The 25,064-nt window shown below is 43.8% G+C and carries 28 protein-coding genes; 16 read left to right on the top strand and 12 right to left on the bottom strand.

Annotated features, from left to right (window positions below; genetic code table 11):
- Positions 1–102 precede the first annotated feature (102 nt).
- Both maeM and maeL read right to left on the bottom strand, forming a co-directional pair.
- Positions 103–810 (bottom strand): two-component system response regulator MaeM, encoded by a 708-nt coding sequence (gene maeM, locus LJF29_RS13585; protein ID WP_024122665.1) that lies wholly within the window; start codon positions 808–810, stop codon positions 103–105.
- Positions 803–2,404 (bottom strand): two-component system sensor histidine kinase MaeL, encoded by a 1,602-nt coding sequence (maeL, locus tag LJF29_RS13580; RefSeq protein ID WP_029441167.1) that lies wholly within the window; start codon positions 2,402–2,404, stop codon positions 803–805. Before maeL ends, maeM begins: the two co-directional genes overlap by 8 nt.
- Positions 2,405–2,581: 177 nt before the next feature.
- Between maeL and LJF29_RS13575 the strand changes: the two genes are divergently transcribed.
- Positions 2,582–3,139 (top strand): YufK family protein, encoded by a 558-nt coding sequence (locus LJF29_RS13575; RefSeq protein ID WP_010331673.1) that lies wholly within the window; start codon positions 2,582–2,584, stop codon positions 3,137–3,139.
- A gap of 17 nt (positions 3,140–3,156) precedes the next feature.
- On the opposite strand, the gene LJF29_RS13570 is transcribed toward LJF29_RS13575, so the two are convergent.
- The 3 genes from LJF29_RS13570 to LJF29_RS13560 form a co-directional block, all read right to left on the bottom strand.
- Entirely contained in the window at positions 3,157–3,570 is a 414-nt protein-coding gene (locus LJF29_RS13570; RefSeq protein ID WP_229149077.1) for a thiol-disulfide oxidoreductase DCC family protein, read from the bottom strand.
- A gap of 18 nt (positions 3,571–3,588) precedes the next feature.
- Complete coding sequence (locus LJF29_RS13565; RefSeq protein ID WP_168748634.1) at positions 3,589–5,463, bottom strand: transglycosylase domain-containing protein; 1,875 nt, start codon at positions 5,461–5,463, stop codon at positions 3,589–3,591.
- Between the two features lie 92 nt (positions 5,464–5,555).
- Positions 5,556–6,764 (bottom strand): multidrug efflux MFS transporter, encoded by a 1,209-nt coding sequence (locus LJF29_RS13560; RefSeq protein WP_411809969.1) that lies wholly within the window; start codon positions 6,762–6,764, stop codon positions 5,556–5,558.
- Between LJF29_RS13560 and LJF29_RS13555 the strand changes: the two genes are divergently transcribed.
- A complete protein-coding gene (locus tag LJF29_RS13555) occupies positions 6,667–6,870 on the top strand; it encodes a hypothetical protein (RefSeq protein WP_026014598.1) in 204 nt (67 codons plus the stop codon). The genes LJF29_RS13560 and LJF29_RS13555 overlap by 98 nt on opposite strands.
- A gap of 77 nt (positions 6,871–6,947) precedes the next feature.
- On the top strand, positions 6,948–7,565 hold the full coding sequence (gene kapD / locus LJF29_RS13550; protein WP_010331666.1) for a 3'-5' exonuclease KapD: 618 nt from the start codon (positions 6,948–6,950) through the stop codon (positions 7,563–7,565).
- A 26-nt stretch (positions 7,566–7,591) separates the two neighbouring features.
- Here kapD and LJF29_RS13545 read toward each other — a convergent pair whose 3' ends face one another.
- The 3 genes from LJF29_RS13545 to LJF29_RS13535 form a co-directional block, all read right to left on the bottom strand.
- Positions 7,592–7,978: a kinase-associated lipoprotein B gene (locus tag LJF29_RS13545; protein ID WP_229149075.1), complete on the bottom strand. Its 387-nt coding sequence runs from the start codon at positions 7,976–7,978 to the stop codon at positions 7,592–7,594.
- Positions 7,979–8,023: 45 nt separating this feature from the next.
- A complete protein-coding gene (locus tag LJF29_RS13540; RefSeq protein WP_229149073.1) occupies positions 8,024–9,310 on the bottom strand; it encodes a sensor histidine kinase in 1,287 nt (428 codons plus the stop codon).
- 125 nt (positions 9,311–9,435) lie between these two features.
- Complete coding sequence (locus LJF29_RS13535; protein ID WP_229149071.1) at positions 9,436–10,599, bottom strand: MalY/PatB family protein; 1,164 nt, start codon at positions 10,597–10,599, stop codon at positions 9,436–9,438.
- Positions 10,600–10,686: 87 nt separating this feature from the next.
- Here LJF29_RS13535 and LJF29_RS13530 point away from each other — a divergent pair, with 87 nt between their 5' ends.
- Positions 10,687–10,947 (top strand): YugE family protein, encoded by a 261-nt coding sequence (locus LJF29_RS13530; RefSeq protein ID WP_229149070.1) that lies wholly within the window; start codon positions 10,687–10,689, stop codon positions 10,945–10,947.
- A gap of 27 nt (positions 10,948–10,974) precedes the next feature.
- Here LJF29_RS13530 and LJF29_RS13525 read toward each other — a convergent pair whose 3' ends face one another.
- Positions 10,975–11,799 carry an alpha/beta fold hydrolase gene (locus LJF29_RS13525; RefSeq protein WP_229149068.1) on the bottom strand — a complete coding sequence of 275 codons (825 nt, stop codon included), beginning with the start codon at positions 11,797–11,799 and terminating at the stop codon, positions 10,975–10,977.
- Positions 11,800–11,948: 149 nt separating this feature from the next.
- Between LJF29_RS13525 and LJF29_RS13520 the strand changes: the two genes are divergently transcribed.
- The 3 genes from LJF29_RS13520 (at position 11,949) to yugI (ending at position 14,203) form a co-directional block, all read left to right on the top strand.
- A complete protein-coding gene (locus tag LJF29_RS13520; protein ID WP_024122653.1) occupies positions 11,949–12,449 on the top strand; it encodes an Lrp/AsnC family transcriptional regulator in 501 nt (166 codons plus the stop codon).
- On the top strand, positions 12,450–13,610 hold the full coding sequence (locus LJF29_RS13515; protein ID WP_229149066.1) for an aminotransferase: 1,161 nt from the start codon (positions 12,450–12,452) through the stop codon (positions 13,608–13,610).
- Positions 13,611–13,810: 200 nt separating this feature from the next.
- Positions 13,811–14,203, top strand: coding sequence for a S1 domain-containing post-transcriptional regulator GSP13 (yugI, locus tag LJF29_RS13510; protein WP_229149065.1), 393 nt, complete (start codon positions 13,811–13,813; stop codon positions 14,201–14,203).
- Positions 14,204–14,247: 44 nt separating this feature from the next.
- On the opposite strand, the gene LJF29_RS13505 is transcribed toward yugI, so the two are convergent.
- Positions 14,248–14,484, bottom strand: a complete 237-nt coding sequence (locus tag LJF29_RS13505) for a DUF378 domain-containing protein (RefSeq protein ID WP_229149063.1) — start codon at positions 14,482–14,484, stop codon at positions 14,248–14,250.
- Between the two features lie 239 nt (positions 14,485–14,723).
- On the opposite strand from LJF29_RS13505, the gene LJF29_RS13500 reads away from it, so the two are divergent.
- From LJF29_RS13500 to LJF29_RS13480, 5 genes are all read left to right on the top strand, one after another.
- Entirely contained in the window at positions 14,724–15,887 is a 1,164-nt protein-coding gene (locus LJF29_RS13500) for an iron-containing alcohol dehydrogenase (protein ID WP_010331656.1), read from the top strand.
- A 101-nt stretch (positions 15,888–15,988) separates the two neighbouring features.
- A complete protein-coding gene (locus tag LJF29_RS13495) occupies positions 15,989–17,161 on the top strand; it encodes an iron-containing alcohol dehydrogenase (RefSeq protein WP_229149061.1) in 1,173 nt (390 codons plus the stop codon).
- A gap of 111 nt (positions 17,162–17,272) precedes the next feature.
- Positions 17,273–18,625 carry a glucose-6-phosphate isomerase gene (locus tag LJF29_RS13490; protein ID WP_010331654.1) on the top strand — a complete coding sequence of 451 codons (1,353 nt, stop codon included), beginning with the start codon at positions 17,273–17,275 and terminating at the stop codon, positions 18,623–18,625.
- A 58-nt stretch (positions 18,626–18,683) separates the two neighbouring features.
- The gene (locus LJF29_RS13485; protein ID WP_229149203.1) at positions 18,684–19,055 is read left to right on the top strand and encodes a hypothetical protein; all 372 of its coding nucleotides are present in this window, start codon (positions 18,684–18,686) and stop codon (positions 19,053–19,055) included.
- A gap of 60 nt (positions 19,056–19,115) precedes the next feature.
- Positions 19,116–19,520 (top strand): YugN-like family protein, encoded by a 405-nt coding sequence (locus LJF29_RS13480; RefSeq protein ID WP_229149060.1) that lies wholly within the window; start codon positions 19,116–19,118, stop codon positions 19,518–19,520.
- Here the strand turns inward: LJF29_RS13480 and LJF29_RS13475 are convergent.
- Both LJF29_RS13475 and LJF29_RS13470 read right to left on the bottom strand, forming a co-directional pair.
- Complete coding sequence (locus LJF29_RS13475) at positions 19,517–20,503, bottom strand: potassium channel family protein (protein ID WP_229149059.1); 987 nt, start codon at positions 20,501–20,503, stop codon at positions 19,517–19,519. The two genes, LJF29_RS13480 and LJF29_RS13475, sit on opposite strands and share 4 nt — an antisense overlap.
- Positions 20,500–20,754 (bottom strand): protein mistic, encoded by a 255-nt coding sequence (locus LJF29_RS13470; protein WP_024122645.1) that lies wholly within the window; start codon positions 20,752–20,754, stop codon positions 20,500–20,502. The genes LJF29_RS13475 and LJF29_RS13470 overlap by 4 nt, the downstream gene beginning before the upstream one ends.
- Before the next feature lie 132 nt (positions 20,755–20,886).
- On the opposite strand from LJF29_RS13470, the gene LJF29_RS13465 reads away from it, so the two are divergent.
- From LJF29_RS13465 to LJF29_RS13450, 4 genes are all read left to right on the top strand, one after another.
- The gene (locus LJF29_RS13465) at positions 20,887–21,150 is read left to right on the top strand and encodes a hypothetical protein (protein WP_123373899.1); all 264 of its coding nucleotides are present in this window, start codon (positions 20,887–20,889) and stop codon (positions 21,148–21,150) included.
- A gap of 44 nt (positions 21,151–21,194) precedes the next feature.
- Positions 21,195–21,872 carry a zinc metallopeptidase gene (locus tag LJF29_RS13460; RefSeq protein ID WP_010331648.1) on the top strand — a complete coding sequence of 226 codons (678 nt, stop codon included), beginning with the start codon at positions 21,195–21,197 and terminating at the stop codon, positions 21,870–21,872.
- A gap of 43 nt (positions 21,873–21,915) precedes the next feature.
- Positions 21,916–23,205: a hemolysin family protein gene (locus LJF29_RS13455; protein WP_168748626.1), complete on the top strand. Its 1,290-nt coding sequence runs from the start codon at positions 21,916–21,918 to the stop codon at positions 23,203–23,205.
- Between the two features lie 179 nt (positions 23,206–23,384).
- A complete protein-coding gene (locus tag LJF29_RS13450; protein ID WP_229149057.1) occupies positions 23,385–25,049 on the top strand; it encodes a glycoside hydrolase family 13 protein in 1,665 nt (554 codons plus the stop codon).
- Positions 25,050–25,064 lie beyond the last annotated feature (15 nt).

Raw genomic sequence — 25,064 nt, 5'->3', positions numbered from 1 at the left:
TCCTTTATTATTTTTGTATAGCTTATTGGCGAAAGGTTCAAGCAGCTTGGCAAGAGATGTGACAGAGAAAAACGCACTGCTCGATATGAACAGTGCGTTTTTTTATAAATATTGCTTAATTCCGTTAAGGTTTCCTGTATTGACATTGTACTGAAACACCGGTCTCCCGATCGTTCCGTACGCCATTTCGACATTCAGAACCTGTATATCCTCAAGAAATTTTAAGTATTTTCGGATGGATACTTGAGATATTTCAGTATGATTCGCCAGGTCTTCTGTCGTAAAGGATTCGTTTTCAAAGGATTGTATGCTGGACCAAATCAGCTTCAGCGTGCTTTTTGTCAGCCCTTTTGGCAGATGCACTTTTTCTGTCGCTTCCTTCTTATGAAACAGTTCCGCGTCCAATTCTTTTTGGCTCATGTTTCGGTGGGTGGAATAGACTTTTTGTTTTCGTCTGTAATCAGAAAGGGCAGTCTGAAAACGTTCAAATTCAAACGGTTTGATTAAGTAATCCACAGCTCCGTAACGAAGTGTTTTTTTGATGACGTCCAGCTCGCTTGCCGCAGAGATAACAATCACGTCAACCGCTTCATTTTGGGCTCTTAATTCCGTCAGCAGCTCAAGCCCGTTTTTACCCGGCATGTAAATATCAAGCAAAATGAGGTCGATGTGATGCTCGCCTAAAATATGCAGAGCGCTTTGAAAGGAAGAGGCGATTCCTTTCAGCTGAAAGCCTTCTATTTGGCTTAAATATCGTTTATTTAATTCACCCACCATGGGGTCATCTTCAACTATTAGTACATTAATCATGGTTTTCCTCCTTCGGTTCGTACGGGATTCGAAGACTGAATGTGGTTCCTTCATTTTTTTCGCTGGTGATAATCATTTGACCCTTCAAATTCTCCATGCTTTGCTGGGTGAAATAAAGGCCGAATCCCCGGTTTTTGCCCTTTGTTGAATAGCCTTGTTCGAATACCTTGACTTGGTCTTCTTCAGACATGCCGGCTCCTGTATCGGTAATTTCGATGTCCAATATTTTGTCATGAAAACGCATGGACATCGTGATTTGTTTTTTCGGCATATTGGCAACAGCATCTAAGGCATTGTTGATCAGATTTCCGATAATCGTAATCAGTTCATGAATGACTGAAGGATCTGCTGCATTTGGAATAACCCCGCTGCATTCTATATCGAGATTTGCGCCCTGCTCTCGTATGTAACTCTGCTTTCCCAACAGAAAACCGGCCAGTACGGAGCTTTTGACATCATTTATGATTTCACTTGTTTCTGATTTTTGCTGAATGGCAATATCTTTAATATAATCTCCAAGATCGTCATACTCTTTCAGCTGGACGAGACCTAATATCACATGCAGTTTGTTCATAAATTCATGAGACTGCGCTCTCAGTGCGTTTGCATACATTTTAACACCGGAAAGCTGTTCAGCTAAATGTTTTACCTCGGTTTTGTCCCGGAATGTCGCAATCGCTCCGACGGTTTGTCCTTTCAGCTGGATAGGCACTTCATTAAATACAAGCTCTAATCCGTTAATGCGCACATCTCTGTCTTGAAGAGGTTTTCTGGTCTCAATGACATTTTTCAGACGGCTTTTTGGCAGGATGTCATTGACATCCTGATCGACGGGATTTGTTTCTATGCCCATTTTAATGAAAAGACGCTTCGCTTCCGCATTGGCAAGCTTGATTTTGCCGTGCTCATCGACAGCGAGTATGCCTTCTTTCGTTGATTCAAGCATGGCGCTCCGTTCTTGAAGAAGTGTCGCGATTTCATATGGTTCAAGTCCGTACATGATATTTTTCACCGTGCGAGCGACGATAACAGCCCCGATGACGCCGACGAATATACTGACGCAAATAATAAAATAGAGCGGCCGTAAGCTGTGGCTGATGACTTCGTCAATTTCATTCACTGTGATGCCGACCGCAACGGCTCCGACTTGTTTTCCATTCTTGGCATAGACAGGCACAAACGCTCTCTGCGATTTCCCAAGCGTGCCTGAGGCGGTGCTGATATGGACATGTCCTTTTAATACTTCGGCTTCATCCCCGCCGCTGAATTTTTTTCCGATTTTGCTGCGATCCGGATGGGTTCTGCGAATGCCGTTCATATCCATGACGACGACAAATTCTGTGCCGGTAATTTTCTGGACGTCCAGCGTATAGCTGAGCAGTTCCTTCTGTTTTTTTCCGCTCTCCAAAGCGGAGGCAGTGATCGGTGCGTCGGCAACCATTTCAGCAGTTTGCAGCGCTGTGTCTCTTTCCTGATCACGTATCCTTTTGGAGGTTTGGGCACCAACGGTAAAAAAGGTGATGAGCAGTGCGATTAACACAACGATACAGACAAATATGGTGAGTCTGGTTTGCAGTTTTAATGTTTTTTTCATATAAAACTTCCTTACGTTTTATGATTCCTGCGTACTACTTTACTCTCAAAATGGCGCTTTGTGAAGATTTGGGACCGTAATTCGTAAAAAGGAGAAAAAATGGAATAATTTATCTTGTCAATGTGTTTTAAGTCCTCCATAATAAATGAGGTAGATTATAGAAAGGGACTTTTTTATATGAAAAATACTTATTTGACAGGATACTTTCCGCTGATTGCGATCCTGCTTTTTAGTTCGTCTTTATCCATTTCAACCTCACTCTATGCATTGAAGATGCTTTCTTCATTTGGAATGTACGATGGAATGCTCGATTACTTCTCAGAGAAAGGAATCAGACTAGCGTTATTTGCGGCTTTTGCGCTTTTATATTTTATGGTTCTGTCCGCTCTGAAATTAATTGCGAATACCGTGACTGAGCTGTCACTGCTGTTTTTCGCAAATGATCCTGAAGGAAACAACCTGAAAACAATCAGAATGGGCTCTATCATTTATTTAGGCGGCGGGATCGTATCCTTTGTGCTATTGCAAAATGTCTTCTGGATTGTGATCTGGTTTGCAGTTGTTACACTTGCTTACTTTGTGTTCGTTGTTTACAGGATTTATTCAACACTTTCTATCATGTCATTGGTCGGATTCATTCTAATGGAACTGCTGTTTTGGTTTACCTTTGTTATCGGTATTCTGTTCATATTTATCAAGCTTTATAATAGCATAATGGCTAGCTTACCTGTGTAAGCTAGCCATTTTTTCGTTTATGGTAAAAATCTATTTTTTATAGAAGGGGAGGGGAGCATACATTCATTTTTTTTGCCGAACCACTTATAGCGGTTTTTGGCGATAACGGAATAGAGCATATCTCTGACAGGTTTCGGCACTGCAAGAAACAGGACAAAGAGCCGCCATGGGCCCCGCAGATGCCTGAAAACCTTTATGGCTGCAGTTGACTTAGTGTAAACCTGGCCGTCTTCAATAAAAACAAAGCTGTCAAAATGCTCAGTCGGAAGCCCGCTTTTTTTCAGCAGGCTCTGTCCTGTTTCCGATTGAAGCGATGCAAATGAAATTAAACCGTTTGGATCACGTTTTATGATAAATTGAACGGCCCCGTTGCATAAATTGCACACACCGTCAAACAGTAATACGCGATTTGGAATTTGTTCTGATGTCACTGCAGATCCCCTCCGATTTTAATAAGCCGCTTGCAGCGTTCCTTTCCAGATGGAAAGCTGAGGGCTGATACTGTGAAGGTATTCAACGCTGCTCGGTGTATCTTTTCCAACCCAGACACCCATTGTGTACGTATCTGTCAGGCCGACGAACCACATATCATGATAATCATTTGAGGTTCCCGTTTTTCCGCCGATATAAGGCGCATTAAAATATGCTTTTTTCCCTGTCCCGCTTTTGACAACGGAAGACATCAGTTTTTTCAGCTGCATGTTTGTGCGGACGCTGAATATTTGTGTCGCTTTGTCATTCCATTTATAAATCGTTTTTCCTTTTAAATCCGTCACTTTTGTAATCGCGTGGCTCGGCGTGTAGCTGCCGCTGTTGCCGAATGTTGTATACGCCTTTGTCATCTCGAGAGGCGTCATGCCGTGTGTAAATCCGCCAAGCGCCGCCGGCAGCAGATAGTCGCTGTTGACAAGCTTTGAAAAATGATACGGTTCAATATAGCTGAATGCTTTTTGGATGCCTACACGGTCCAGCATTCTGATGGCCGGTGTATTGTACGAGTTTTTAAACGCTGTATCAAGCGTCACTGTGCCGTATGTGCGGTTATTGTAGTTTTGCGGACAGTAATCCCTGCTGCAAAATTTGCCGGCATCAATTGTGCTGCTTGCTGTCGCACCTGTCTGTTCAATATAAGGTCCGTAATCGAGAAGCGGCTTAATGGATGACCCCGGCTGTCTGTATGCTTGGTAGGCACGGTTAAAATCATACTTATGATAGTTTTTTCCGCCGGATAGAGCGACAACTTGATGCGTCTGGTGATTAATAACAGCCGCTCCGCCCTGTACGCCCGCATACGGCAGCTTCGAATTCATTTGTGCCACGACTTGATTTTGCATGTACGGATCAAGTGCGGTATAAATTTTTACGCCGTCTTTCAGAAGTGTGCTGACTCTAGCGGACAGCTCGTTTTCTATTTTGTCTTTTTGTTTTCCTGATGCTTTTTGAAGACGCTTATCATAACCTTCAGATTCAGACACGAGTTGAGTGAATTCATCATTTACGTAGGAAACGTAGTCTGGAAATTTGTCTTCTTTCTCCTCGACATCCAGTTTGATTTTTTGTTTTACGGCTTTCTTCAGTTCTTTGTCCGTTATAACCCCGGCATTTTTTAACCCTTTAAGCAAGCGTTCTTGACGGCTTTTCGTGTAGTCAAAATGCTTGAGAGGATCATATAATGTAGGGTTATTAGGTATAGCGCAAATAAAAGCCATTTCTCCCAGTGTGAGAGATTTCAGCGGTTTGCTGAAATAAAATTCAGCAGCTGATCCGACGCCATAAACGCCGTTATTAAAATAAATCGTATTTAAGTAGGCTTCAAGAATCTCATTTTTTGTATACTTTTTCTCAAGCTGATAGGAGTATGCGAGCTCAGTCAGTTTGCGGCTGAAAGAGCGCTCGTGGCTCAAATACAAGTTTCTTGTAAGCTGCTGTGTGATGGTGCTGGCCCCTTGGTCAATCTTTTTGTCCTTCACGTTGGAAGCGGCCGCCCGCACCATCCCCATAAAGTCAAAGCCTTTATGTTCGTAAAAATGGCGGTCCTCGGAAGTTAAAAATATCTGTTTGACTTCTTCGGGAATCTTGTTGAAGGGAACCAGCACTCGGTTCTCATCATCGCTGACGATTTCCGAGACCAGAGACCCGTCCCTGTCGTACATGTAGCTGTTTTGAACAAGGCTGATCTCTTTCAAATCAATATTCTTATCAAGCACCTGATCCAGGGACTTCATTTGTTTTACTTCTTTTCCGGAAGCGATAACTGTAAATGCAAACAATGGGATTATGCAAAGGAGCAAAATCCATCCGATAATTTTTCGTAACATGGTCACTCTCTTTTCTCCTAAATTCTAGCCATATCGTACCATTCTTTTGAGTTTACGAGAAGGTTAAATTTAGAAGACTCCTCAATTTTTGCTGAAAATCAGCTTGCTTTGGCATACGATTCTTTTTGGAATTTCTTCATGATCCAAAGCAGGCAGGCACCTGCGAAAAAGAGAAATGCTGTGACATAAAAGGCTGCAGAGATATTGAAGTGACTCGATATAATACCGCCGAGAAGAGGTCCGAGAACGTTTCCTAAAAAGCGAAAGCTGACATTGTAGCCGAGGACTTCTCCTTGGATGGAGCCGGGAGCCTGAACGCGGATTGCCGCTGTGATGCATGGCAGAAGGCCGCCCATCGCCATCCCGAATAAAAACCTGAAAACAAGAAGCACACTGAATGAAGACGCGAGTGCCTGCGGAATAAAAAATAAAGAGGCGGCAATTAAAAGCCCGATTAGAATGCGGCGGTGGCCGTAGCGGTCTCCTAAATCTCCCCATTTTCTTGCCAGCAGCAAACTGCCGAGTCCGGTTGCCGAAAATGCCATGCCGGAGAAAAAGGCCAGATTGGCAGGTCCGTGCAGCTCGTTTACATATAAAGCGAGCAACGGCTGGATACTGAAATTTCCTGTTTGAATCAGCATGGTTAACAGCATCATGACCCAAAGCGCGGGCTGGTGAAATATATAGGAGAGCACTTCTTTTCTCGTATAAGACTGACGTTTATTCATCTTCTCTGTGAGCGGCTGTTCTTTGACCCCGAATAACACGAGAAGAACGGCCAAGAAAATTACAAAGGATGTGATAAAAAAGGTATACGTAAAGCCGAAGTGGTCAGCAAGCACGCCTCCCAAAAGCGGGCCGAACAAGCTTCCGGACACTTGCCCCATTTGGAGCGTGCCAAGCGTTTTGCCGGCTGAGCTTTTAGGCGTCTGCGCGGAAATCATTGCAAGGGATGTCGGAATAAATCCGGTTACAAGCCCCATAGCCATACGCAGAAAAAACAATTGATAAACCGATGTGACAAAGCCCATTAATAAAATGCTGACGGCAATGCCGATTCCGGTTGTCAAAAGGATTTTCTTGTAACCGCGTTTGTCTCCGAACCGCCCCCAGAACGGGGATACCAAAAAAGCCATTAAAAATGTAATGCCGAACACATAACCGCTCCACCTTTGCACAAAGCCGTTGGAAAAGGTGCTGAGCGTCTCAATATACAAGGAGAGAAAAGGAATGATCATTGTGGTGCTGGCTGATACAAAGAAATTCGCCAGCCACACAATGACAAAGTTTTTCTTGCGGATAGAAATAACATCACCTTCTTATTATTTCGGGTTCCTTACTAATTATAAAGAAACAGTGCACCATTTAAAAGAAACAATGCGGCTGGGAAATTTCATTATTTTTAGAAAATGAAGAAATGAAGAGAAGGAGAATCGATATACTATAAAGATAGCATTCTTCTGATCGGAGGAAAGGTAGGTGTAAAAATAGTGGAGGCAGGCAACTTACTCATTATTGATTTCGAATTTACGATGCCCGAAGGAAAATACAGTCCGCAAAATTTTTTTCCGGAAATCATAGAAGCAGGAATTGTAAAGTCGGTTAATGGTGAAGTAGTTGAGACGTTTTCGAGTTATATTAGGCCGAAAAAATTCCCCAAGCTGACGAAGCGCTGCAAATCATTTTTAAACATTACGCAAAACCAAGTAGATGAGGGGATGAGGTTCGAGGACTTTATCCGTAAATTAAATGAGCTTGACCCTGAAAAAAATTGCACGATCATCACGTGGGGAAACATGGATATGAAAGTGCTGAAGCAAAATTGTATGTTTAACCATATTCCTTTCCCGTTTAAAGGGGAGATGAGAGATTTATCTCTTGAATATAAAAACTTTTTTGGAGACCGGACACTGACTGGGTTGTGGAAGGCTGCGGAAGAGTACGGAGATAAGGGAACTGGCACCCATCATAAGGCGCTTGACGATGCTCTTACAGCCTATAAGCTTTTTAAGCTTGTCGAGCAGGATAAGCAGTACCTCGAAAAACCAAAACCGCCGACAATCGGCGAGAGGATTGATTTATCTGAACTATTCCGGCGCGCAACATAAAAAACCCAATCTTTCGTCAGACTGGGTTATGGCCGGGTAAAGTATTCTTTTTCTAAAACGTCCAGATTGTTCAGGGATCGCTTTGCCCATTGTGAATCATCTCCGGCCAGTTTGGCTCTCAGCTGTGCAACCGCTTGCCGCAAAGACTCGTTATAATCCGGCACTTCACTGTCATAGGGCTTCACCATGTGATGGGGGATATTAGTCTGTTCGCCGAAAGCAAGCGCTCTTCTTTCATGGAAAAACGGCACATCTGCCTGTTTTGGATGGTGAAGGTCTCCTTGAGCGGGATGGGTGAGAACCGCCTTAATTTTGACTAAATAATGCTGCGGTCTGCAATCTGTAATTTCTCCTATGTATGCACCTGTTTTGTAAAATCCTTTTACGATAGAGCCTTTCTCAAATGTACTCATCTGTTATCACCTCGCATTCATTCTATAAAAGTTCCAATTGATTTGCTAGTGAGGAAGGTCGGCGGGGAGCTTGATCGTCACAATGGTTCCTCTTTGAAAGCTGCTGCTGAACGAAATGGTTCCGTGGTGATGTTCAATGATGGAAAACGTCACAGTCAGCCCAAGTCCCGTTCCATTCGTTTTTAAAGAATAATAAGGTTCACCCAGCTTCTGCATTTGGTGATCCGTCATGCCGACACCGTTATCTGAGATTTTGATTACAATTATATGGCCGATTTTTTCCGCTGAAACTTGGATGACCCCTTTACCCGTAGGAACGGCTTCAATGCTGTTTTTCATGAGGTTGATCACAGCCTGCTTCAGCTTTGTTGCATCCCCGTATACCAAAAGGTCCGGCTCAGCGTCCGCCTCTACTGTCACAGATTTATAATTGGCATACGAAATCATAAGGGAGCTCGTCTCTTTGATAAGAGAAGATAGATCAAAAATCTCTTTTTCGTACAATTGCTGTTTGGCGATATCAAGATAATTTGTAATAATGCCCTGAGCCCGGTCAAGCTCTGACAGCACAAGCTTTTGATAATCCGCACTGGATTTGTTTTGAAGGGATTCATCATTAAAAAGCAGCTGGACAAATCCCCGGACAACTGTCAGCGGATTTCTTACTTCATGAGCCACACTTGCCGCAAGTTCACTCACAATTTCCATTTTTTCCGAATGGATAAGCTGGGAACGCAGGGCGATATTTTCTGCGATGCTTTCTATCAGATAAATGCTTAAAAGAAGAACGGTGCAGCGGAACAGACCTGAGACAGCTGCCTCATAATATATCATTTCTGAATTTTGAAAATTTAAAATATTCACGGCAGAAAAAACCAAGATGGAGGCGAAAAATAAGAAGATCTCCAAGCAACCGATGAATAAAGACAGCAGCAGTTTTCTCGCTTTGGACATGAATGGCCACTTTTTTTGAAGTAGAGTTGGAATGATGATATGAAAAGGCAGCAAAGCGTATACAAAAATGGCGGAAGGCTCAAAAAACAGCAGTTCAAAACATAAGACGGATGCGGCGACTGTTAGCCCGGAAGCAGTGTTTATATACAATAAACAAATGATGACAGGAATGATTTGAAGGCCATATTGGATGTAGTCCATTTCCTGTATAGGGAATATAATGCATAAAACTGAGGCGCCGCATGCAAATATCGTGACCAATACGTTGTTGATTTTTGGTACAATGATCGACGGTTTTCCAAGCCAAAACACTTGATAAAGAAGAATAGGAAACAAAATAAAGCAGATATGTAGGAGATAGTCTTTTAGAATTTCCATTCGAGTGAAATCCTTTCGTATAAAATATGAATCTATTATAACACTTATCATTAGAAGTAAAATACAAAATTTCTTAATAAAGAACGCCTTTACGATTGATACGTAAAGGCGTTTGTGACGAATATTTACTCTAACGCTGTTTTTATTCGGCGCAGTCCGTCCTGCAAGGTTGCCAGAGGGCATCCTGCATTCAAACGCATAAATCCTTCTCCGCCAGGGCCGTATTTCGTGCCGGGCTCCAAAATAATATTCCCTTTGTGCAGCATCTTTTGCTGCAGCTCTGCATCAGACAAGCCATATGCGCGGAAATCCAGCCAGATCAGGTAAGACGCATCAGGCTTCATCATCTTGACATTCGGGAGCTCGCTGGTCAAAAAGGCTGCAGCCTCGTCCATGTTTTTCTCAAGATAAGAAATCAGTTCATCGAGCCACGGCCCGCCTTTTGAGTAAGCGGCTTCGATTGCGCTCACGGCAAACGCGTTTAATCCGCCTAAACCGTTCCGCTGCAGGCTGGCTGAAAATTTGGCGCGCTTCAGCCGGTCTGGAATAATGATTGCAGACGCCTGCAAACCCGCGATATTAAACGTTTTGCTAGGTGCCGCGCAAGTCACAGAAATCTCAGCGAATTCATCAGAAAGAGAGGCAAACGGCGTATGGTTATTTCCGTACAGCATCAAATCGGAATGAATTTCATCTGACACGACTGTAACGCCGTGTTCAAGGCATAATTCGCCGAGCTTCAGCAAATCTTCCCGGCCCCAGGCACGCCCTGAAGGGTTATGCGGATTGCATAAAATAAACATTTTGACGCTCGGATCACTGATTTTTGTCTCCAAATCTTCAAAATCCATTACATATGTTCCGTCTTTTTCTTTAAGCGGATTATGTAAAATACGCCGGCCGTTTTTCTCAATCATATGGTAAAAAGGCGTGTAAACAGGGGATTGGACAATCACTTGATCCTGTGGTTCTGTAAAAGCCTGAACCGCCATGCCTAAAGCTGTGACAACGCCGGGACTGAATGTAATGCTTTCCGGGTTCACCTTCCAGCTGTGCCGGTTATGCATCCATGCACATACTGCATCTTTTGTTTTCTGATCTGGCGCTGTATATCCGAAAATCCCTTGTTCTAGGCGCTGTTTTAATGCTTCTGTTATGGCTTCCGGCGCACGAAAATCCATATCCGCGACCCACATCGGGAGGGCGTCTGTCACGCCGAATAATTCGCCTGTCTTATCCCATTTTACGGATTGGGTGCCGAGGCGCTGTTCTTGTTTATCAAAATTCATTCTGTTCCACCTCTTATGTATATTTATTTTTCTTAGCGTAACTATGATAAAATAAATCTGCAAATTTTATTATAAGCGGTGATGAAAATGGAAGAAAGTCAAGCGGTCAGGGAAATGATCAATATCATTGCCAAATGGGACCCGTTTAAATATGGTGAAGATTTTTATGAAACGGAGGCTGTTGATGTCGTACAGGCCGTCTATGATGAAGACGATCCTGAAGTGTTAGCGAAAAGCATACAGCATATTTTCGAAGCTTCTTTTGAACAAACACTTCCGATCGACGGCTGCCGGAATGTGGCTGGCCAGCTGCTGTTCATTAAAGACAGCAGCTCTTGCACGCCTTGAAAAAAACCGGTATACAAACCGGTTTTTTTATTCTGTGATAAACTCTGCAATTCGTTCGGAAACGAATTCAGGGCGTTCCTCCGGCACCAAATGTCCTGTTTCCCGCAATGAATACAGTTTGGAATCCGGCAGGTCATGATGCAGGCGTTCGCCGATTTTCACCGGAACCACCTTGTCCTCCTCGCCCCAAATCAATAAAGCGGGTTTGTTGATCTTTTTCAATTCCACAGACTGTAAATCTCCTTCTCTGTGCCGGATGAACCTCGTCATTGCTTTGAAAATCTGTTCATCTTGAAAAGGTTTGCCGTAGCCGTCAATCATCACCTCGTCAATCAGCGATTTGTTGTGGACGACATTTAATAAGTTTTTCATCACGCCTTCTTTGGAAAGCCAGCGTTTGATATAAAGATGAAAATATGGGAGGTGAGTCCCGAAGATAATCGTCGGGTGCGAGCGTTTTAAATAACCTGAACTGCAAAGAAGCACAATCTTCGAGAAGAGTTCAGGCTTTAATAGAGCTGCCGACAGCGATATCTGTCCTCCCATCGAATGCCCGACAAGCGCCGCCTGTTTGACTTGCAAGTGCTCCAGGAGTCCGATGATAAGCATGGCGAGGTTTTGATAGGTATATCTAAATGTCCTTGATTTTTCTGATTGGCCGAAAGGAGGCAAATCGAGCGCGATGATGTCATACTGGTCCCGAAGCAAGGGGATTAATTTTCTGAAGCTGAAAGCAGAAGATAAAAAACCGTGTACGCAGACAATTGTTTGTTTGCCCGGGTTTTGATAGTGCTCATAATATACATTTACGCCTCCGACTTTAACACGCCTTATTGGTGTAACCGCCTCCATTTTGCCGTCACTCCTTTCATAGGATGTCCTGTATTATGCCCAGAAATTGTCAGTTCTAGCGGAAGTTTCTCCTCGTTTTTTCTTAGCATTCGTCAAAAAACGTGATATAATGTCATGAGATTTCTTGACATTGCAAAGGTGTGAATTGAATGAAATTGACCGAGAAAGAAACAGAAATATTAGAAATTTTAGACGAAAACAGCCGCGCCGATCTAGAAACAATCGCAAAGATGGCCGGTATCCCTGTAAATGAAGTAAAAGCGATCATTGACAAATTGGAAAAAGAAAAGGTTATCATCGATTATTCCGCTATGATCGACTGGCGGAAGGTGGACGGCCATGAAGGCGTGACAGCCATGATTGATGTTAAAGTCACTCCGAAGCGCGGAGTCGGTTTTGACGAAGTGGCGGAGCGGATTTACCGATTCCAGGAGGTAGAATCAGTCTACCTGATGTCAGGCGTATACGACCTGTCTGTCGTGATCCGCGGCAATTCAATGTCTGACGTTGCGCGTTTCGTATCTGATAAACTGTCAACTCTTGATTCAGTTGTGTCTACGACAACACATTTTATCCTGAAAAAATACAAGCATGACGGCAAAGTATTTGAAACGGGAGACGACGACAAAAGAATCGTGGTGTCACCGTAAATGACTTCTTATTTATCCGATTATGTACAACAAATAAAACCATCCGGCATCCGCAGATTTTTTGATTTGGCGGCAACGATGGAAGGTGTTATTTCTTTAGGAGTCGGAGAACCTGACTTTGTAACGGCTTGGAATGTCCGTGAAGCAAGCATTCTTTCCCTTGAACAAGGATATACGTCATATACCGCTAATGCAGGTTTATACTCATTGCGAGAGGAAATCAGCCGTTATGTCAGCAGCCGGTTTGGTCTTACATACTCTCCTGACGATGAATTGATTGTGACGGTAGGGGCGAGCCAGGCTTTGGATATTGCGATCCGCGCCATTGTAAATCCGAGTGAGGAAGTGATTATTCCAGAACCGTGTTTTGTGGCGTATGAATCGCTTGTCTCTTTGACAGGCGGCGTTCCGGTTCATGTCCATACGACGGCTGATAAAGGATTTAAAGCGACGGCTGAGGATTTTGAAGCGGCAGTGACCGAAAAGACAAAGGCTATTCTCATTTGTTCGCCTTCGAATCCGACCGGCTCGGTTTACTCAAAGAAAGAGTTGCATGAAATTGCTGAGTTTGCCAAAACACATGATTTGATCGTACTGAGCGACGAGATTTATGCGGAACTGACATACGATGAGGAATTCACGAGCATAGCAGCATTACCGGGGATGAAAGAGCGGACGGTTGTCATTTCAGGATTTTCAAAGGCGTTTGCCATGACAGGCTGGAGACTCGGTTTTGCCGCGGCGCCTTCAGAAATTCGCAACGCGATGCTTAAAATCCATCAGTATGCGATGATGTGCGCGCCTGCAATGGCGCAATACGCAGCGCTTGAAGGGTTAAAAAACGGAATAGAAGATGTAGAAAAGATGAAAAAGAGCTACCGAAGAAGACGTAATTTGTTTGTTGAAACGCTAAATGAGATCGGTCTCAGCTGCCACCATCCGAGCGGTGCTTTCTATGCTTTCCCATCCATCAAAAGCACTGGGATGAGCTCAGAACAGTTTGCCGAGGAGCTCCTGATGCAGGAAAAAGTAGCTGTTGTTCCCGGTAATGTGTTTGGGCCGAGCGGAGAAGGATATATCCGCTGTTCATATGCGACATCAATTGAACAGCTGCAAGAAGCATTGGTCAGAATGAAACGTTTCTTACACAAAACAACATAAAAAAAGATACGAACCTTTTGTTCGCATCCAATAAAAGGGGGAATACTAGAAAGCCTTTAGTATTTAAAGTTTACCCTCTTTTTGATATGCTTAAACCCGATATCATATAAAAAAGTTTCCTTTGCGGAAATGAGACATGTATGATATAATTTTAAATTGCGTATAAACAGATATTTAATTTAACTTAGGAGTTGTTATGAATGGCAGCAAAATTTGAAGTGGGCAGTGTTTACACTGGTAAAGTTACAGGATTACAAGCGTATGGTGCGTTTGTTGCATTAGATGAAGAAACTCAAGGTTTGGTACACATTTCTGAAGTGACTCACGGTTTCGTAAAAGATATCAACGAGCACCTTTCTGTTGGCGACGAAGTACAAGTAAAAGTACTTGCTGTTGATGAAGAAAAAGGGAAAATCAGCCTTTCAATTCGTGCGACACAAGCTGCGCCTGAGAAAAAAGAAAGCAAACCAAGAAAATCTAAAGCTGCGCAAGTAAGCGAAGAAGCTTCTGCGCCACAAGGTTTCAACACATTAAAAGATAAGCTTGAAGAGTGGATCGAAATGTCCAACCGCAAAGACCTTATCAAAAAATAAGCATGAAAAAGCACCGGACAGGAATGTTCGGTGCTTTTTTTATCCTATCGCATTTCAGGATTTGTTGCCTCTTCACGTGATCTTTCCTCGTTTGGCTTAAACAGCAGGCCGAGGTTAATTAATCCGGCGATTCCGACAAGTCCGTAAATGATACGGGAAAGGGCTGACCCTTGGCCGCCAAAGATGGCTGCTACTAAATCAAATTGGAAAAATCCGATCAGTCCCCAGTTAATAGCGCCAATGATCGTTAATACAAGACAAATTCTCTGAATAGTACTCATGTTTACAACCTCCTCCATGAATTATTAAAACAGTTATAGATTGTGACATATTGGAGAATATATACATGCATTCTCCATATTGTGAGAAGCCGGACGAAACGGCTCAAACTCAGCTGTATCTGTTTCATTCCCAGCATCTTGCAAATGAAAACTGTCTGATACGCTGAAAACAGAACGAGCTGATTGCTTTACATGGAGCGCAGGCATTCTGCATAATAAAAATCTAAGGAGGAGATGTCATGCAAAACTTTACATATTGGAACCCGACGAAATTAATTTTCGGCCGCGGCGAAGTTGAAAAACTCCCGGAGGAACTAAAACCTTACGGAAAAAATGTATTGTTAGTCTACGGAGGCGGAAGCATTAAACGCAGCGGCCTTTATGACCAAGTGATGGAACAGCTGAATAAAGCCGGTGTCACGGTACATGAATTAGCAGGCGTAGAGCCGAACCCGCGTGTGTCGACTGTTAATAAAGGTGTTGCGATCTGCAAAGAAAACAACATTGATTTCTTATTGGCTGTCGGCGGCGGCAGTGTCATCGACTGTGCAAAGGCGATTGCTGCGGGGGCAAAGTATGATGGTGACGCGTGGGATATCGTAACGAAAAAACACCAGCCGAAGGAAGCTTTACCGTTCGGAACTGTTTTGACTCTCGCCGCAACTGGCTCTGAAATGAACTCAGGTTCAGTTATTACAAACTGGGAAACAAAAGAGAAATATGGCTGGGGAAGCCCGCTCGTGTTCCCTAAGTTCTCAATTTTGGATCCAGTGAACACGTTTACTGTTCCTAAAAATCACACGATCTACGGAATGGTTGATATGATGAGCCACGTGTTTGAGCAATACTTCCACCATGTATCAAACACACCTTACCAGGATCGCATGTGCGAATCGCTCTTACGCACAGTCATCGAAACAGCGCCTAAGCTGATCAATGATCTTGAAAATTACGAACTGCGTGAAACGATTCTTTACACAGGGACAATCGCTTTAAACGGCATGCTGTCAATGGGTGCAAGAGGGGATTGGGCCACTCATAATATAGAACATGCGGTTTCAGCCGTTTACGATATTCCGCATGCCGGCGGACTCGCAATACTCTTCCCGAACTGGATGAGACATACATTGTCAGAAAACCCGGCTCGCATGAAGCAGCTTGCGGTTCGTGTGTTTGGTGTGGAGGAAGCTGGAAAATCAGATGAGGAAATCGCGCTGGAAGGTATCGACAAGCTGTCTGCTTTCTGGACAAGCCTAGGCGCTCCAAATCGACTGGCTGATTACGATATCAATGACGAACAGCTTGACACAATTGCAGACAAGGCAATGGCCAACGGTACGTTCGGCCAGTTTAAATCACTACACAAAGAAGATGTACTTGCTATCTTAAAAGCATCTCTATAACAAAAGGGGAAACAGCCGATCAGGCTGCTTCCCTTTTTCTTTGAACTTATGTTACAATTGTTAACCTGTTTTTTGATACAGCAATATATGGAGGTTTTACAATGGAAAATTTCACTTATTATAACCCGACGAAACTGATCTTCGGAAAAGGTCAGCTTGAACAATTAAGAAAAGAATTAAAGCAATACGGTAAAAATGTTCTGCTTGTCTACGGAGGCGGAAGCATTAAACGTAATGGCCTTTATGACCAAGTAACAGACATATTAAAAGAAGAAGGCGCGGCTGTCCATGAACTGTCAGGGGTCGAGCCGAACCCGCGTCTTGCGACTGTGGAAAAAGGCATTGACCTATGCAGACAGCATGATATTAATTTTCTGCTTGCTGTGGGTGGCGGAAGTGTCATTGACTGCACAAAAGCGATTGCTGCGGGAGTGAAATACGACGGAGACGCTTGGGACATTTTCAGCAAGAAAGTAACAGCCGAGGATGCACTGCCGTTTGGTACAGTTCTAACCCTTGCTGCCACAGGTTCTGAAATGAACCCTGACTCTGTGATTACAAACTGGGAAACAAATGAGAAGTTTGTATGGGGAAGCAATGTAACTCATCCGCGGTTCTCGATTTTAGACCCTGAAAATACGTTCACAGTGCCTGAAAATCAAACGGTTTACGGCATGGTTGACATGATGAGCCACGTGTTTGAACAATACTTCCATAATGTCGAAAACACACCGCTGCAAGACAGAATGTGCTTTGCCGTTCTGCAGACGGTGATCGAAACAGCTCCAAAACTATTAGAGGATCTTGAAAATTATAAACATCGTGAGACGATTCTATATGCAGGCACTATCGCTCTGAATGGCACGCTTCAAATGGGCTACTTCGGCGACTGGGCTTCTCACACCATGGAGCATGCCGTATCAGCTGTATATGATATTCCGCATGCCGGCGGACTTGCGATCCTGTTCCCGAACTGGATGAGATACACGCTTGATACGAATGTCGGCCGCTTTAAAAACCTCATGCTCAATATGTTTGACATTGATACAGAGGGCAAAACGGATAAAGAAATTGCGCTTGAAGGAATTGACAAGCTGTCTGCGTTCTGGACAAGTCTGGGTGCGCCTTCCCGTCTATCCGACTATGAGATCGGAGAAGAAAAATTGGAACTGATTGCTGATATCGCAGCCAAAGAAATGGAGTACGGCGGCTTCGGCAACTTCCAAAAACTGAACAAAGATGACGTGCTTGCCATCCTCCGCGCGTCACTCTAATGTCAAAGGACGGAATGCAGTCATTCCGTCCTTTCTTCTTGACTTGATTTCACAGATAAGTTCATATAAAGTGAAAGATGAAAACATTATACCGTTATGGAGGGACAAGCAATGACGCATGTACGCTTTGACTACTCAAAAGCGTTGACTTTCTTCAACGAACATGAACTTACATATTTGCGCGACTTTGTAAAAACAGCACACCATAATATTCATGAAAAAACAGGCGCGGGCAGCGATTTTCTAGGCTGGGTGGACCTCCCTGAACATTATGATAAAGAAGAATTTGCGCGCATTAAAAAAAGCGCGGAAAAAATCAAATCTGACTCTGATGTATTGCTTGTTGTCGGTATCGGCGGTTCTTACCTCGGCGCGCGGGCAGCAATTGAAGCGCTTAATCACGCGTTTTACAATACACTGCCAAAAGCAAAACGAGGCAATCCGCAAGTCATTTTCATCGGAAACAACATCAGTTCATCATATATGAGAGATGTCATGGATCTTCTCGAAGATGTTGACTTCTCCATTAACGTCATCTCTAAATCAGGTACAACAACTGAGCCTGCAATCGCTTTCCGTATTTTCCGCAAGCTTCTGGAAGAGAAATACGGCAAGGAAGAAGCGAAAGCGCGGATTTATGCGACAACTGATAAAGAGCGCGGCGCGTTAAAAACACTTTCTAACGAAGAAGGCTTCGAATCATTTGTCATTCCTGATGATGTCGGCGGACGATATTCTGTCTTAACAGCTGTTGGTCTCCTTCCGATTGCTGTCAGCGGCGTCAACATTGACGACATGATGAAAGGCGCATTTGATGCGAGCAAGGATTTTGCCACATCAGAATTGGAAGAAAACCCTGCATACCAGTATGCGGTCGTTCGCAATGTGCTTTACAATAAAGGCAAAACGATTGAAATGCTTATCAACTATGAGCCGGCGCTTCAATATTTTGCGGAGTGGTGGAAGCAGCTGTTCGGCGAAAGTGAAGGCAAAGACGAGAAGGGCATTTATCCTTCTTCTGCCAACTATTCAACAGACCTTCACTCATTAGGACAGTACGTACAGGAAGGCCGCAGAGACTTGTTCGAAACGGTGCTGAATGTCGAAAAACCTAAACACGAGCTGACAATCGAAGAAGCGGATAGCGATCTTGACGGCTTAAACTATTTAGCCGGAAAAACGGTAGACTTCGTTAACAAAAAAGCATTCCAAGGTACAATGCTGGCTCATACAGACGGAAACGTTCCAAACTTAATCGTCAACATTCCTGAGCTGAATGCATATACTTTTGGATATCTTGTTTATTTCTTCGAAAAAGCCTGTGCGATGAGCGGATATCTCCTCGGCGTCAATCCTTTTGACCAGCCTGGAGTAGAAGCATATAAAGTCAATATGTTTGCATTGCTTGGCAAACCTGGCTTTGAAGAGAAAAAAGCTGAGCTTGAAAAACGTCTCGAAGATTAATGTAAGAAAGCTGACTGGCATTAGCCGGTCGGCTTTTTATCAAATCAGAAAGGTGCTGATGTTCATGAAACAAATGGTCAAACATCTCATCATTGCGGGCTTATCGGCAGCAGTTTTCGTTATTCTCATATCCTTTGATGCCGTGAATACAGAGTTTTCTTCCCACCTTGGCGGCACACTCTCACACTTTTTTATCCACACCTTTCTTCTGATCGGGCTTCCGCTTGCCATTTTTACTGATGCAGTGCATCATATTTTGCAATTGAAGCAATCTCACACCCTTTTAACAAAGTTAGGACTCTATGCGGCTGTTGTATATGTTTCATGGGAATCTGCGGCGGGGATTGCTGCAGCGATAACTGTTTACTTCTTAATTGAATGCGCTTTCTTTTCGGTTGGCCGGGCAAAGGAAAAAACAATTTCCATGTAATCAGCCTCTGAATGAAGTCTTGTTCGGCAGGACAGGATAAATGAAAAAAGGGGCAGTTTGATGATTACAATACCTTCCGCGATAGATGGGCAGCCTTTTTTGCTTCAGGAGCTGGAACAAGTCATGAAGCCGCTCGGTTATGTGATAAACGGCGGCTGGGAGTACGACCACGGCTATTTTGATTATAAAATTGATGATAAAGACGGATATTTGTTTTTAAGAATTCCCGTCAATGCCATACAAGGCAGTCTCGATGAACGCGGGGCAGCTGTCCGTATCGGAACTCCGTTTATGCTGAGGCAGGTGTTCCAGACAGGCCTTGATGATCAAGCTGAAGGAGGGCCGTTTCAATCGCTGTTTAATCAATTTTCTGAACCCGAAAGACGGGACGCGGAGATTGATCCGGCGTATTTGGATATCGGCGCCTCCCTTGTCAAAGAGCTGGAGGATGTTCTGTTGGGTTAAAGCGCAAGGAACTGATCTGTTTCAAGCACTTTATATGAAAGAGGAGGGGTAATCATAGGCCCTTCCTCTTTTTGTATGCCGATAATGGTGGTGTTGTGATCTAGAAAATAGAGGACGCATGTTTTATAAGCGGCGCCCTGCAGCTCAGAAGGAACCGAAATCAGCCGCACTTTTTTATCGAGTGTCAGCTCAATTAAGCTTTGCGGTTTAGACAGCTGCAATTTGACTCGGTAATGTTCCAGCATCACGCGGCTTAAGAGCTGAGATGTCCCGATAATTTTATTAGCGCCTGCCCGTTCTGCATTGGTGACAAAGCGGTCAGTCAGAATTTCGACAATACAGTAAGCCAGCGGATTCAATCCTTTGACTGATAAAAGAATCAGCACCGACAGCATGTCCGCCTCCGCTTCACTTTTATATTGGTCGGCGGTGACCATAACTGTGTCCGCCTCAGTAATATTGGCTCGTTTCAGCGTTTCATCATCTGCGGCGTGTCCGCGTATGAAATGGACATTTTCAATGAGCGGCCCTTCTTTTAACGTTTCATCAATCAGAACGACTGTCTTGGAGGGCGCCGCCAGCTGAAGCTCTCTCAAAAGGCGATTTGATTTTTCATTCCAGCCGATAATAATGACATGGCCCCGTCCTTTGTAAGCGACCTTACCCTCTATGTAGCGGTGCTGTTTACTGAAAGCGGCAGCGGATAAGGTGGCAAAGTAAGCAGTGACAAAGCTTGCACCGATTAATATCAGCAGCATTCCGGCTAGTTGACCAAGCGGCGTGTGCGGCACATAATCCCCGTAGCCTACTGTTGAGACGGTAACCACGGCCCACCAAATACCTTCGAAGACAGAAGTAAACTGCTTGGGCTCAAGTAAATAAATGATTTGCCCGAACAAAAGAACTAGAAAAAGAATGATCAGCCCGATTCGGATAAATAACGGCCACCTCAGCCATGAGATAAAGATCCGATTTGACTTCATTCTTTTTCTCCTTCTTCAGATAATGAAATAGATAAAATCTGTTTGATAATTGTGTTCAGCTTCTCATTTAGCTTTTCCTGGCCGTACAGGTCGCGGGCCTGCTTCATGAGATCAGCTGTATCGTCTTCCAGCTGAATAAGGGGTTCATCGATTTCAGATTCATTATAAAACTGGATAAATACGTCCAGTCCTTCATTCATTCGGTCAATCGCTGTACTCAGCTGTTCCTTTTCCTCACTCGTCACTTTCATGTTCATCACACCCGTGCTCTTTTTATAACAGTATGTCCTACTTCCGGCGTTGTTTTTCAAAAAATGAACTAAAACATATAAAACCGGTTTTCTCCATAAACTAAAACAAATCAGCGAAAAAAGGTGGAACAGATGACGATCATTCAGAGAACTGTTGTGGTTTTGATCGGTACGCAGCTTGCGGCATCCGCAGTGATTTTGTTTATTTTCGACTTGAATTCGTATAATCACTTCTCCGATAGCTTCTCATGGCATCATTTTTTGAATAAGCTGATTGGAGGCTTTTCTTTTTATTTGTTTTCGGCCGGCTTGTTCCTTTTGCTTATCGGAATGTGTGCACCGAGACGGAAGAAAAAGCGCATTTCTGTACACGAGAAAGAAAACTCATTAAAATAATCGTAATAAAGAAACATACGATCTTTAAAAAAGGATGATGAAACATGCTGTTTATATTTTTAACAATAGCCGCATTGGGATTGTCGTTTTGGGCACAATTTAAAGTAAAGAGCAACTTTGAAAAATATTCAAAAGTGGAAGCCTCAAGCGGTCGAACAGGGGCAGAAACCGCAAGACGGATTTTAGATATAAACGGTCTTTACGACGTGCCGGTTGAACCGGTAAGAGGCGCTTTAACAGACCATTACGACCCGACAAGACGGGTGGTGCGTTTATCTGAGCCGGTTTATTACGGCCGCTCAATTTCCGCCATATCCGTTGCTTCCCATGAAGTCGGACATGCCTTGCAGCATCAGGAATCATATGGTGCGCTTGTGCTGAGACATAAAATGTTCCCCGTTGTGAATTTTGCATCCGGAGTGGCTCCTTTACTTTTTTTAGGGGGCATGCTTCTTGGCAGTCTGAACCTCATCGGGCTCGGCATCATTCTGTTTTCAGCCGCTGTCTTTTTCCAGCTGATCACACTGCCTGTTGAATTCAATGCAAGTTCACGCGCGAAGCAAATTATTGTGTCTGAAGGATTCATTCGAAACAACGAAGAACACGGTGTAAATAAAGTGCTGAGTGCCGCTGCATTGACGTATGTGGCCGCCGCGCTGGTTTCCCTGTTTGAACTTCTTCGGTTTGTGATGATCTTCTTAAACGGTCGTAATGAGAATTAACGTTAAGGAGGTGGCCCCTTACCATTTACGGTAAGGGCTTTTTTTGCTTATTCTACAATTGGTAGCCATTTTTGTTTTGATTGGCATTACGGCTGTTTTTGTTGCAGCGGAATTTGCGATTGTTAAGATTCGGGGTTCGAAAATCAATCAGCTCATGGAAAGCGGTGACAGCCGTGCGCTTGCCGTACACAAAATCATTTCTAATCTAGACGAGTATTTATCAGCCTGCCAGCTCGGGATTACGATCACGGCGCTGGGCCTCGGGTGGCTCGGTGAACCAACATTGGAGCACATCCTTCATCCCTTATTTACAATGACGGGTATGCCGGAACCTATCAATCACATCGTCACCTTTATTGTTGCATTTATCATCGTCACTTTTTTGCATGTGGTGATGGGAGAGCTTGCGCCGAAGACGGTTTCGATTCAAAAGGCGGAGGCCGTCAGTTTATGGATCGCTAAGCCGCTGATCTGGTTTTATAAAATCATGTATCCGTTTATCAAAGCCTTGAACGGCTCTGCGAGTTTTCTTGTGAAGCTGTTTGGGTTTCATTCAGTAAAGGAGCATGAGGTTGTCATCAGTGAGGAAGAACTGAGGCTGATCCTGTCAGAAAGCTATGAAAAAGGGGAAATCAACCAGTCCGAATTTCGCTATGTGAATAAGATTTTTGAATTCGACAACCGCGTGGCGAGAGAAATTATGATTCCGCGAACAGAAATCGCTGTCATTTCTCTGGAGCAGTCGCTTGAAGAGGCGATTCATCTCATCATTAACGAACGGTATACACGGTATCCTGTCATTAAAGAAGATAAGGATCATATTTTAGGGATTATCAACAGCAAAGATATGTTTAAAGCGTATTTTCTAGGCCAGCCGATTAAACTGAAGCAAATTATGAGACCTGTCATCAGGGTCATTGAAAGCATTCCTGTTCAGGAGCTTTTAATCCGCATGCAGAAGGAACGGATTCATATGGCCATTCTCGTAGATGAATACGGGGGTACGGCGGGGCTTGTCACTGTCGAGGATATTATCGAAGAAATCGTCGGGGAAATCCGTGATGAATATGACCAGGATGAAACGCCGCATATTTTGAAAAAAGGCGAGCACCATTATGTGATGGATGGAAAAGCGCTAATAGATGAAGTGAATGACCTGCTCGACATTGCCATTGAGAATGAAGAAATTGATACGATTGCAGGCTGGCTTCTGACGCAAAAAATGGAGCTGAAAGCAGGAGATGTGATACAGGCGGAGGGCTGCGAGTTTAAAATTCTCGATGCTGAAGACCATCATATTCGATTTGTCGAAATCAAAAAAACAGAGTTTTAATCAAAAACAGCCGGCTAAACGCGGCTGTTTTTTTGAGCATTCAAAGAAAGACCGGACCAAAGGCTTCTGAAACATTGATCAGTCTTTTGTCATCGGCAAGAGGTTTTTTTCTGAAAAAATGAATGCTTCAATGGCCTTTTTCTACATAAGATATAAAACACACAGGAAGGAGTGGCTGTATGAAAAAGGCTTGGTGGAAGGAAGCGGTGGTCTACCAAATTTATCCCCGAAGCTTCAAAGATTCAAACAGCGATGGAATCGGGGATATTCAAGGAATCAGGTCCAAGCTTCCGTACATAAAAGAACTAGGTGCCAATGTGATTTGGATTTGCCCCTTGTACGACTCACCCAATGCGGATAACGGCTATGATATTAAAGATTACAAAAACATATTGAGCGATTTCGGCACAATGGCAGATTTTGATCAGCTGCTTCATGATACTCATGAGCTTGGCATGAAGCTTATTATGGATCTTGTCGTGAATCATACAAGTGATGAACATCCATGGTTTATTGAATCACGTGCATCTTTACAATCCCAAAAACGTGACTGGTATATTTGGAAGGACGGGAAAGACGGAAAAGAGCCGAACAATTGGGAAAGCATTTTCGGCGGATCGGCTTGGGAGTATGATCAACAGACAAGCCAGTACTATCTCCATCTTTTTGATAAAAAGCAGCCTGATCTGAACTGGGAAAATGTAGAGGTAAGAAACACCGTTTATGACATGGTCAATTGGTGGCTTGATAAAGGCATAGACGGATTTCGGGTGGATGCCATTTCTCATATTAAGAAAAAAGAAGGGCTGCCTGATCTGCCGAATCCGAAAGGGCTGTCCTATGTTCCATCCTTTCCTTATCATATGAATGCTGAGGGTATTTTAGATTTTTTAACAGAGCTGAAGGAAAACACATTTTCCCGCTATCCGATCATGACGGTCGGAGAGGCAAACGGTGTCGCGGCAAAGGAGGCGGCTGAATGGGTGGGAGAGGAATCCGGGATTTTCAGCATGATTTTTCAATTTGAACATCTCGGTCTGTGGGATATAGAGATAAATGAAACCATCGATATCGTTGCTTTCAAACGAATTTTAACAGAGTGGCAGAACAGTTTGGAGGGAATTGCGTGGAACGCTTTGTTCATGGAAAACCATGATCAGCCCCGTTCTGTTTCTGTATGGGGAGACGACGGGAATTCCTTAAAGGAAAGTGCAAAAGCGCTCGCCGCTGTTTATTTTCTGATGAAAGGCACGCCGTTTATTTATCAGGGACAGGAAATCGGCATGACCAATGTGGCGTTTCCTTCCATTGAGGATTATGATGATGTCGCGATGAAGCGGCTGTATGACATTGAGACTGCAAAAGGCGCTTCTCATGAGGAAGTAATGAAGATTGTCTGGAAAAAGGGAAGAGACAATTCACGAACCCCCATGCAATGGAATGCTTCTCCTCACGCTGGGTTTTCTCATGCCAAGCCATGGCTTGGGGTAAATGACAATTACACATGGCTGAACGCCGAGGCGCAACTAAACGATAACACATCTGTCTATCACTTTTACAAAAGCTTGATCAAACTCCGCCAAACATATGATGTATTTATTTATGGCCAATACGAGCTGATCCTGCCGGAAGATCAGCAAATCTTTGCATACCTTCGCAAAAACGAGAGCCAAACGGCACTGATTGCGGCAAATCTGACGGGGTCGCCGGCGTTCTGCAGATATCCCGCATTGCCGTTATCCACTGACAAACTCCTCCTGTCAAATATGGAAACAGAACCGCACAAGCATACGACATCACTGCTGTTAAAACCTTATGAAGCCAGAGTATACCTATGGCAATAAAACTCCGGCAAAAAG

The organism is Bacillus sp. LBG-1-113, from assembly GCF_020708615.1.
GTDB lineage: Bacteria > Bacillota > Bacilli > Bacillales > Bacillaceae > Bacillus > Bacillus mojavensis.
This window is presented reverse-complemented; position numbering and strand designations above follow the sequence as displayed.

What these genes read in the sequence shown, in the direction of transcription:
- LJF29_RS13475 (WP_229149059.1), bottom strand. Translation starts at nt 20,503, where the DNA reads ATGAAGTCAAATCGGATCTTTATCTCATGGCTGAGGTGGCCGTTATTT.
- LJF29_RS13535 (WP_229149071.1), bottom strand. Translation starts at nt 10,599, where the DNA reads ATGAATTTTGATAAACAAGAACAGCGCCTCGGCACCCAATCCGTAAAA.
- LJF29_RS13465 (WP_123373899.1), top strand. Translation starts at nt 20,887, where the DNA reads ATGACGATCATTCAGAGAACTGTTGTGGTTTTGATCGGTACGCAGCTT.
- LJF29_RS13495 (WP_229149061.1), top strand. Translation starts at nt 15,989, where the DNA reads ATGGAAAATTTCACTTATTATAACCCGACGAAACTGATCTTCGGAAAA.
- LJF29_RS13575 (WP_010331673.1), top strand. Translation starts at nt 2,582, where the DNA reads ATGAAAAATACTTATTTGACAGGATACTTTCCGCTGATTGCGATCCTG.
- LJF29_RS13530 (WP_229149070.1), top strand. Translation starts at nt 10,687, where the DNA reads ATGGAAGAAAGTCAAGCGGTCAGGGAAATGATCAATATCATTGCCAAA.
- LJF29_RS13525 (WP_229149068.1), bottom strand. Translation starts at nt 11,799, where the DNA reads ATGGAGGCGGTTACACCAATAAGGCGTGTTAAAGTCGGAGGCGTAAAT.
- LJF29_RS13500 (WP_010331656.1), top strand. Translation starts at nt 14,724, where the DNA reads ATGCAAAACTTTACATATTGGAACCCGACGAAATTAATTTTCGGCCGC.
- LJF29_RS13485 (WP_229149203.1), top strand. Translation starts at nt 18,684, where the DNA reads ATGTTCATGAAACAAATGGTCAAACATCTCATCATTGCGGGCTTATCG.
- LJF29_RS13480 (WP_229149060.1), top strand. Translation starts at nt 19,116, where the DNA reads ATGATTACAATACCTTCCGCGATAGATGGGCAGCCTTTTTTGCTTCAG.
- LJF29_RS13545 (WP_229149075.1), bottom strand. Translation starts at nt 7,978, where the DNA reads ATGAGTACATTTGAGAAAGGCTCTATCGTAAAAGGATTTTACAAAACA.
- LJF29_RS13460 (WP_010331648.1), top strand. Translation starts at nt 21,195, where the DNA reads ATGCTGTTTATATTTTTAACAATAGCCGCATTGGGATTGTCGTTTTGG.
- yugI (WP_229149065.1), top strand. Translation starts at nt 13,811, where the DNA reads ATGGCAGCAAAATTTGAAGTGGGCAGTGTTTACACTGGTAAAGTTACA.
- LJF29_RS13540 (WP_229149073.1), bottom strand. Translation starts at nt 9,310, where the DNA reads ATGGAAATTCTAAAAGACTATCTCCTACATATCTGCTTTATTTTGTTT.
- LJF29_RS13505 (WP_229149063.1), bottom strand. Translation starts at nt 14,484, where the DNA reads ATGAGTACTATTCAGAGAATTTGTCTTGTATTAACGATCATTGGCGCT.
- LJF29_RS13450 (WP_229149057.1), top strand. Translation starts at nt 23,385, where the DNA reads ATGAAAAAGGCTTGGTGGAAGGAAGCGGTGGTCTACCAAATTTATCCC.
- LJF29_RS13515 (WP_229149066.1), top strand. Translation starts at nt 12,450, where the DNA reads ATGACTTCTTATTTATCCGATTATGTACAACAAATAAAACCATCCGGC.
- LJF29_RS13490 (WP_010331654.1), top strand. Translation starts at nt 17,273, where the DNA reads ATGACGCATGTACGCTTTGACTACTCAAAAGCGTTGACTTTCTTCAAC.
- LJF29_RS13520 (WP_024122653.1), top strand. Translation starts at nt 11,949, where the DNA reads ATGAAATTGACCGAGAAAGAAACAGAAATATTAGAAATTTTAGACGAA.
- LJF29_RS13470 (WP_024122645.1), bottom strand. Translation starts at nt 20,754, where the DNA reads ATGAAAGTGACGAGTGAGGAAAAGGAACAGCTGAGTACAGCGATTGAC.
- maeL (WP_029441167.1), bottom strand. Translation starts at nt 2,404, where the DNA reads ATGAAAAAAACATTAAAACTGCAAACCAGACTCACCATATTTGTCTGT.
- maeM (WP_024122665.1), bottom strand. Translation starts at nt 810, where the DNA reads ATGATTAATGTACTAATAGTTGAAGATGACCCCATGGTGGGTGAATTA.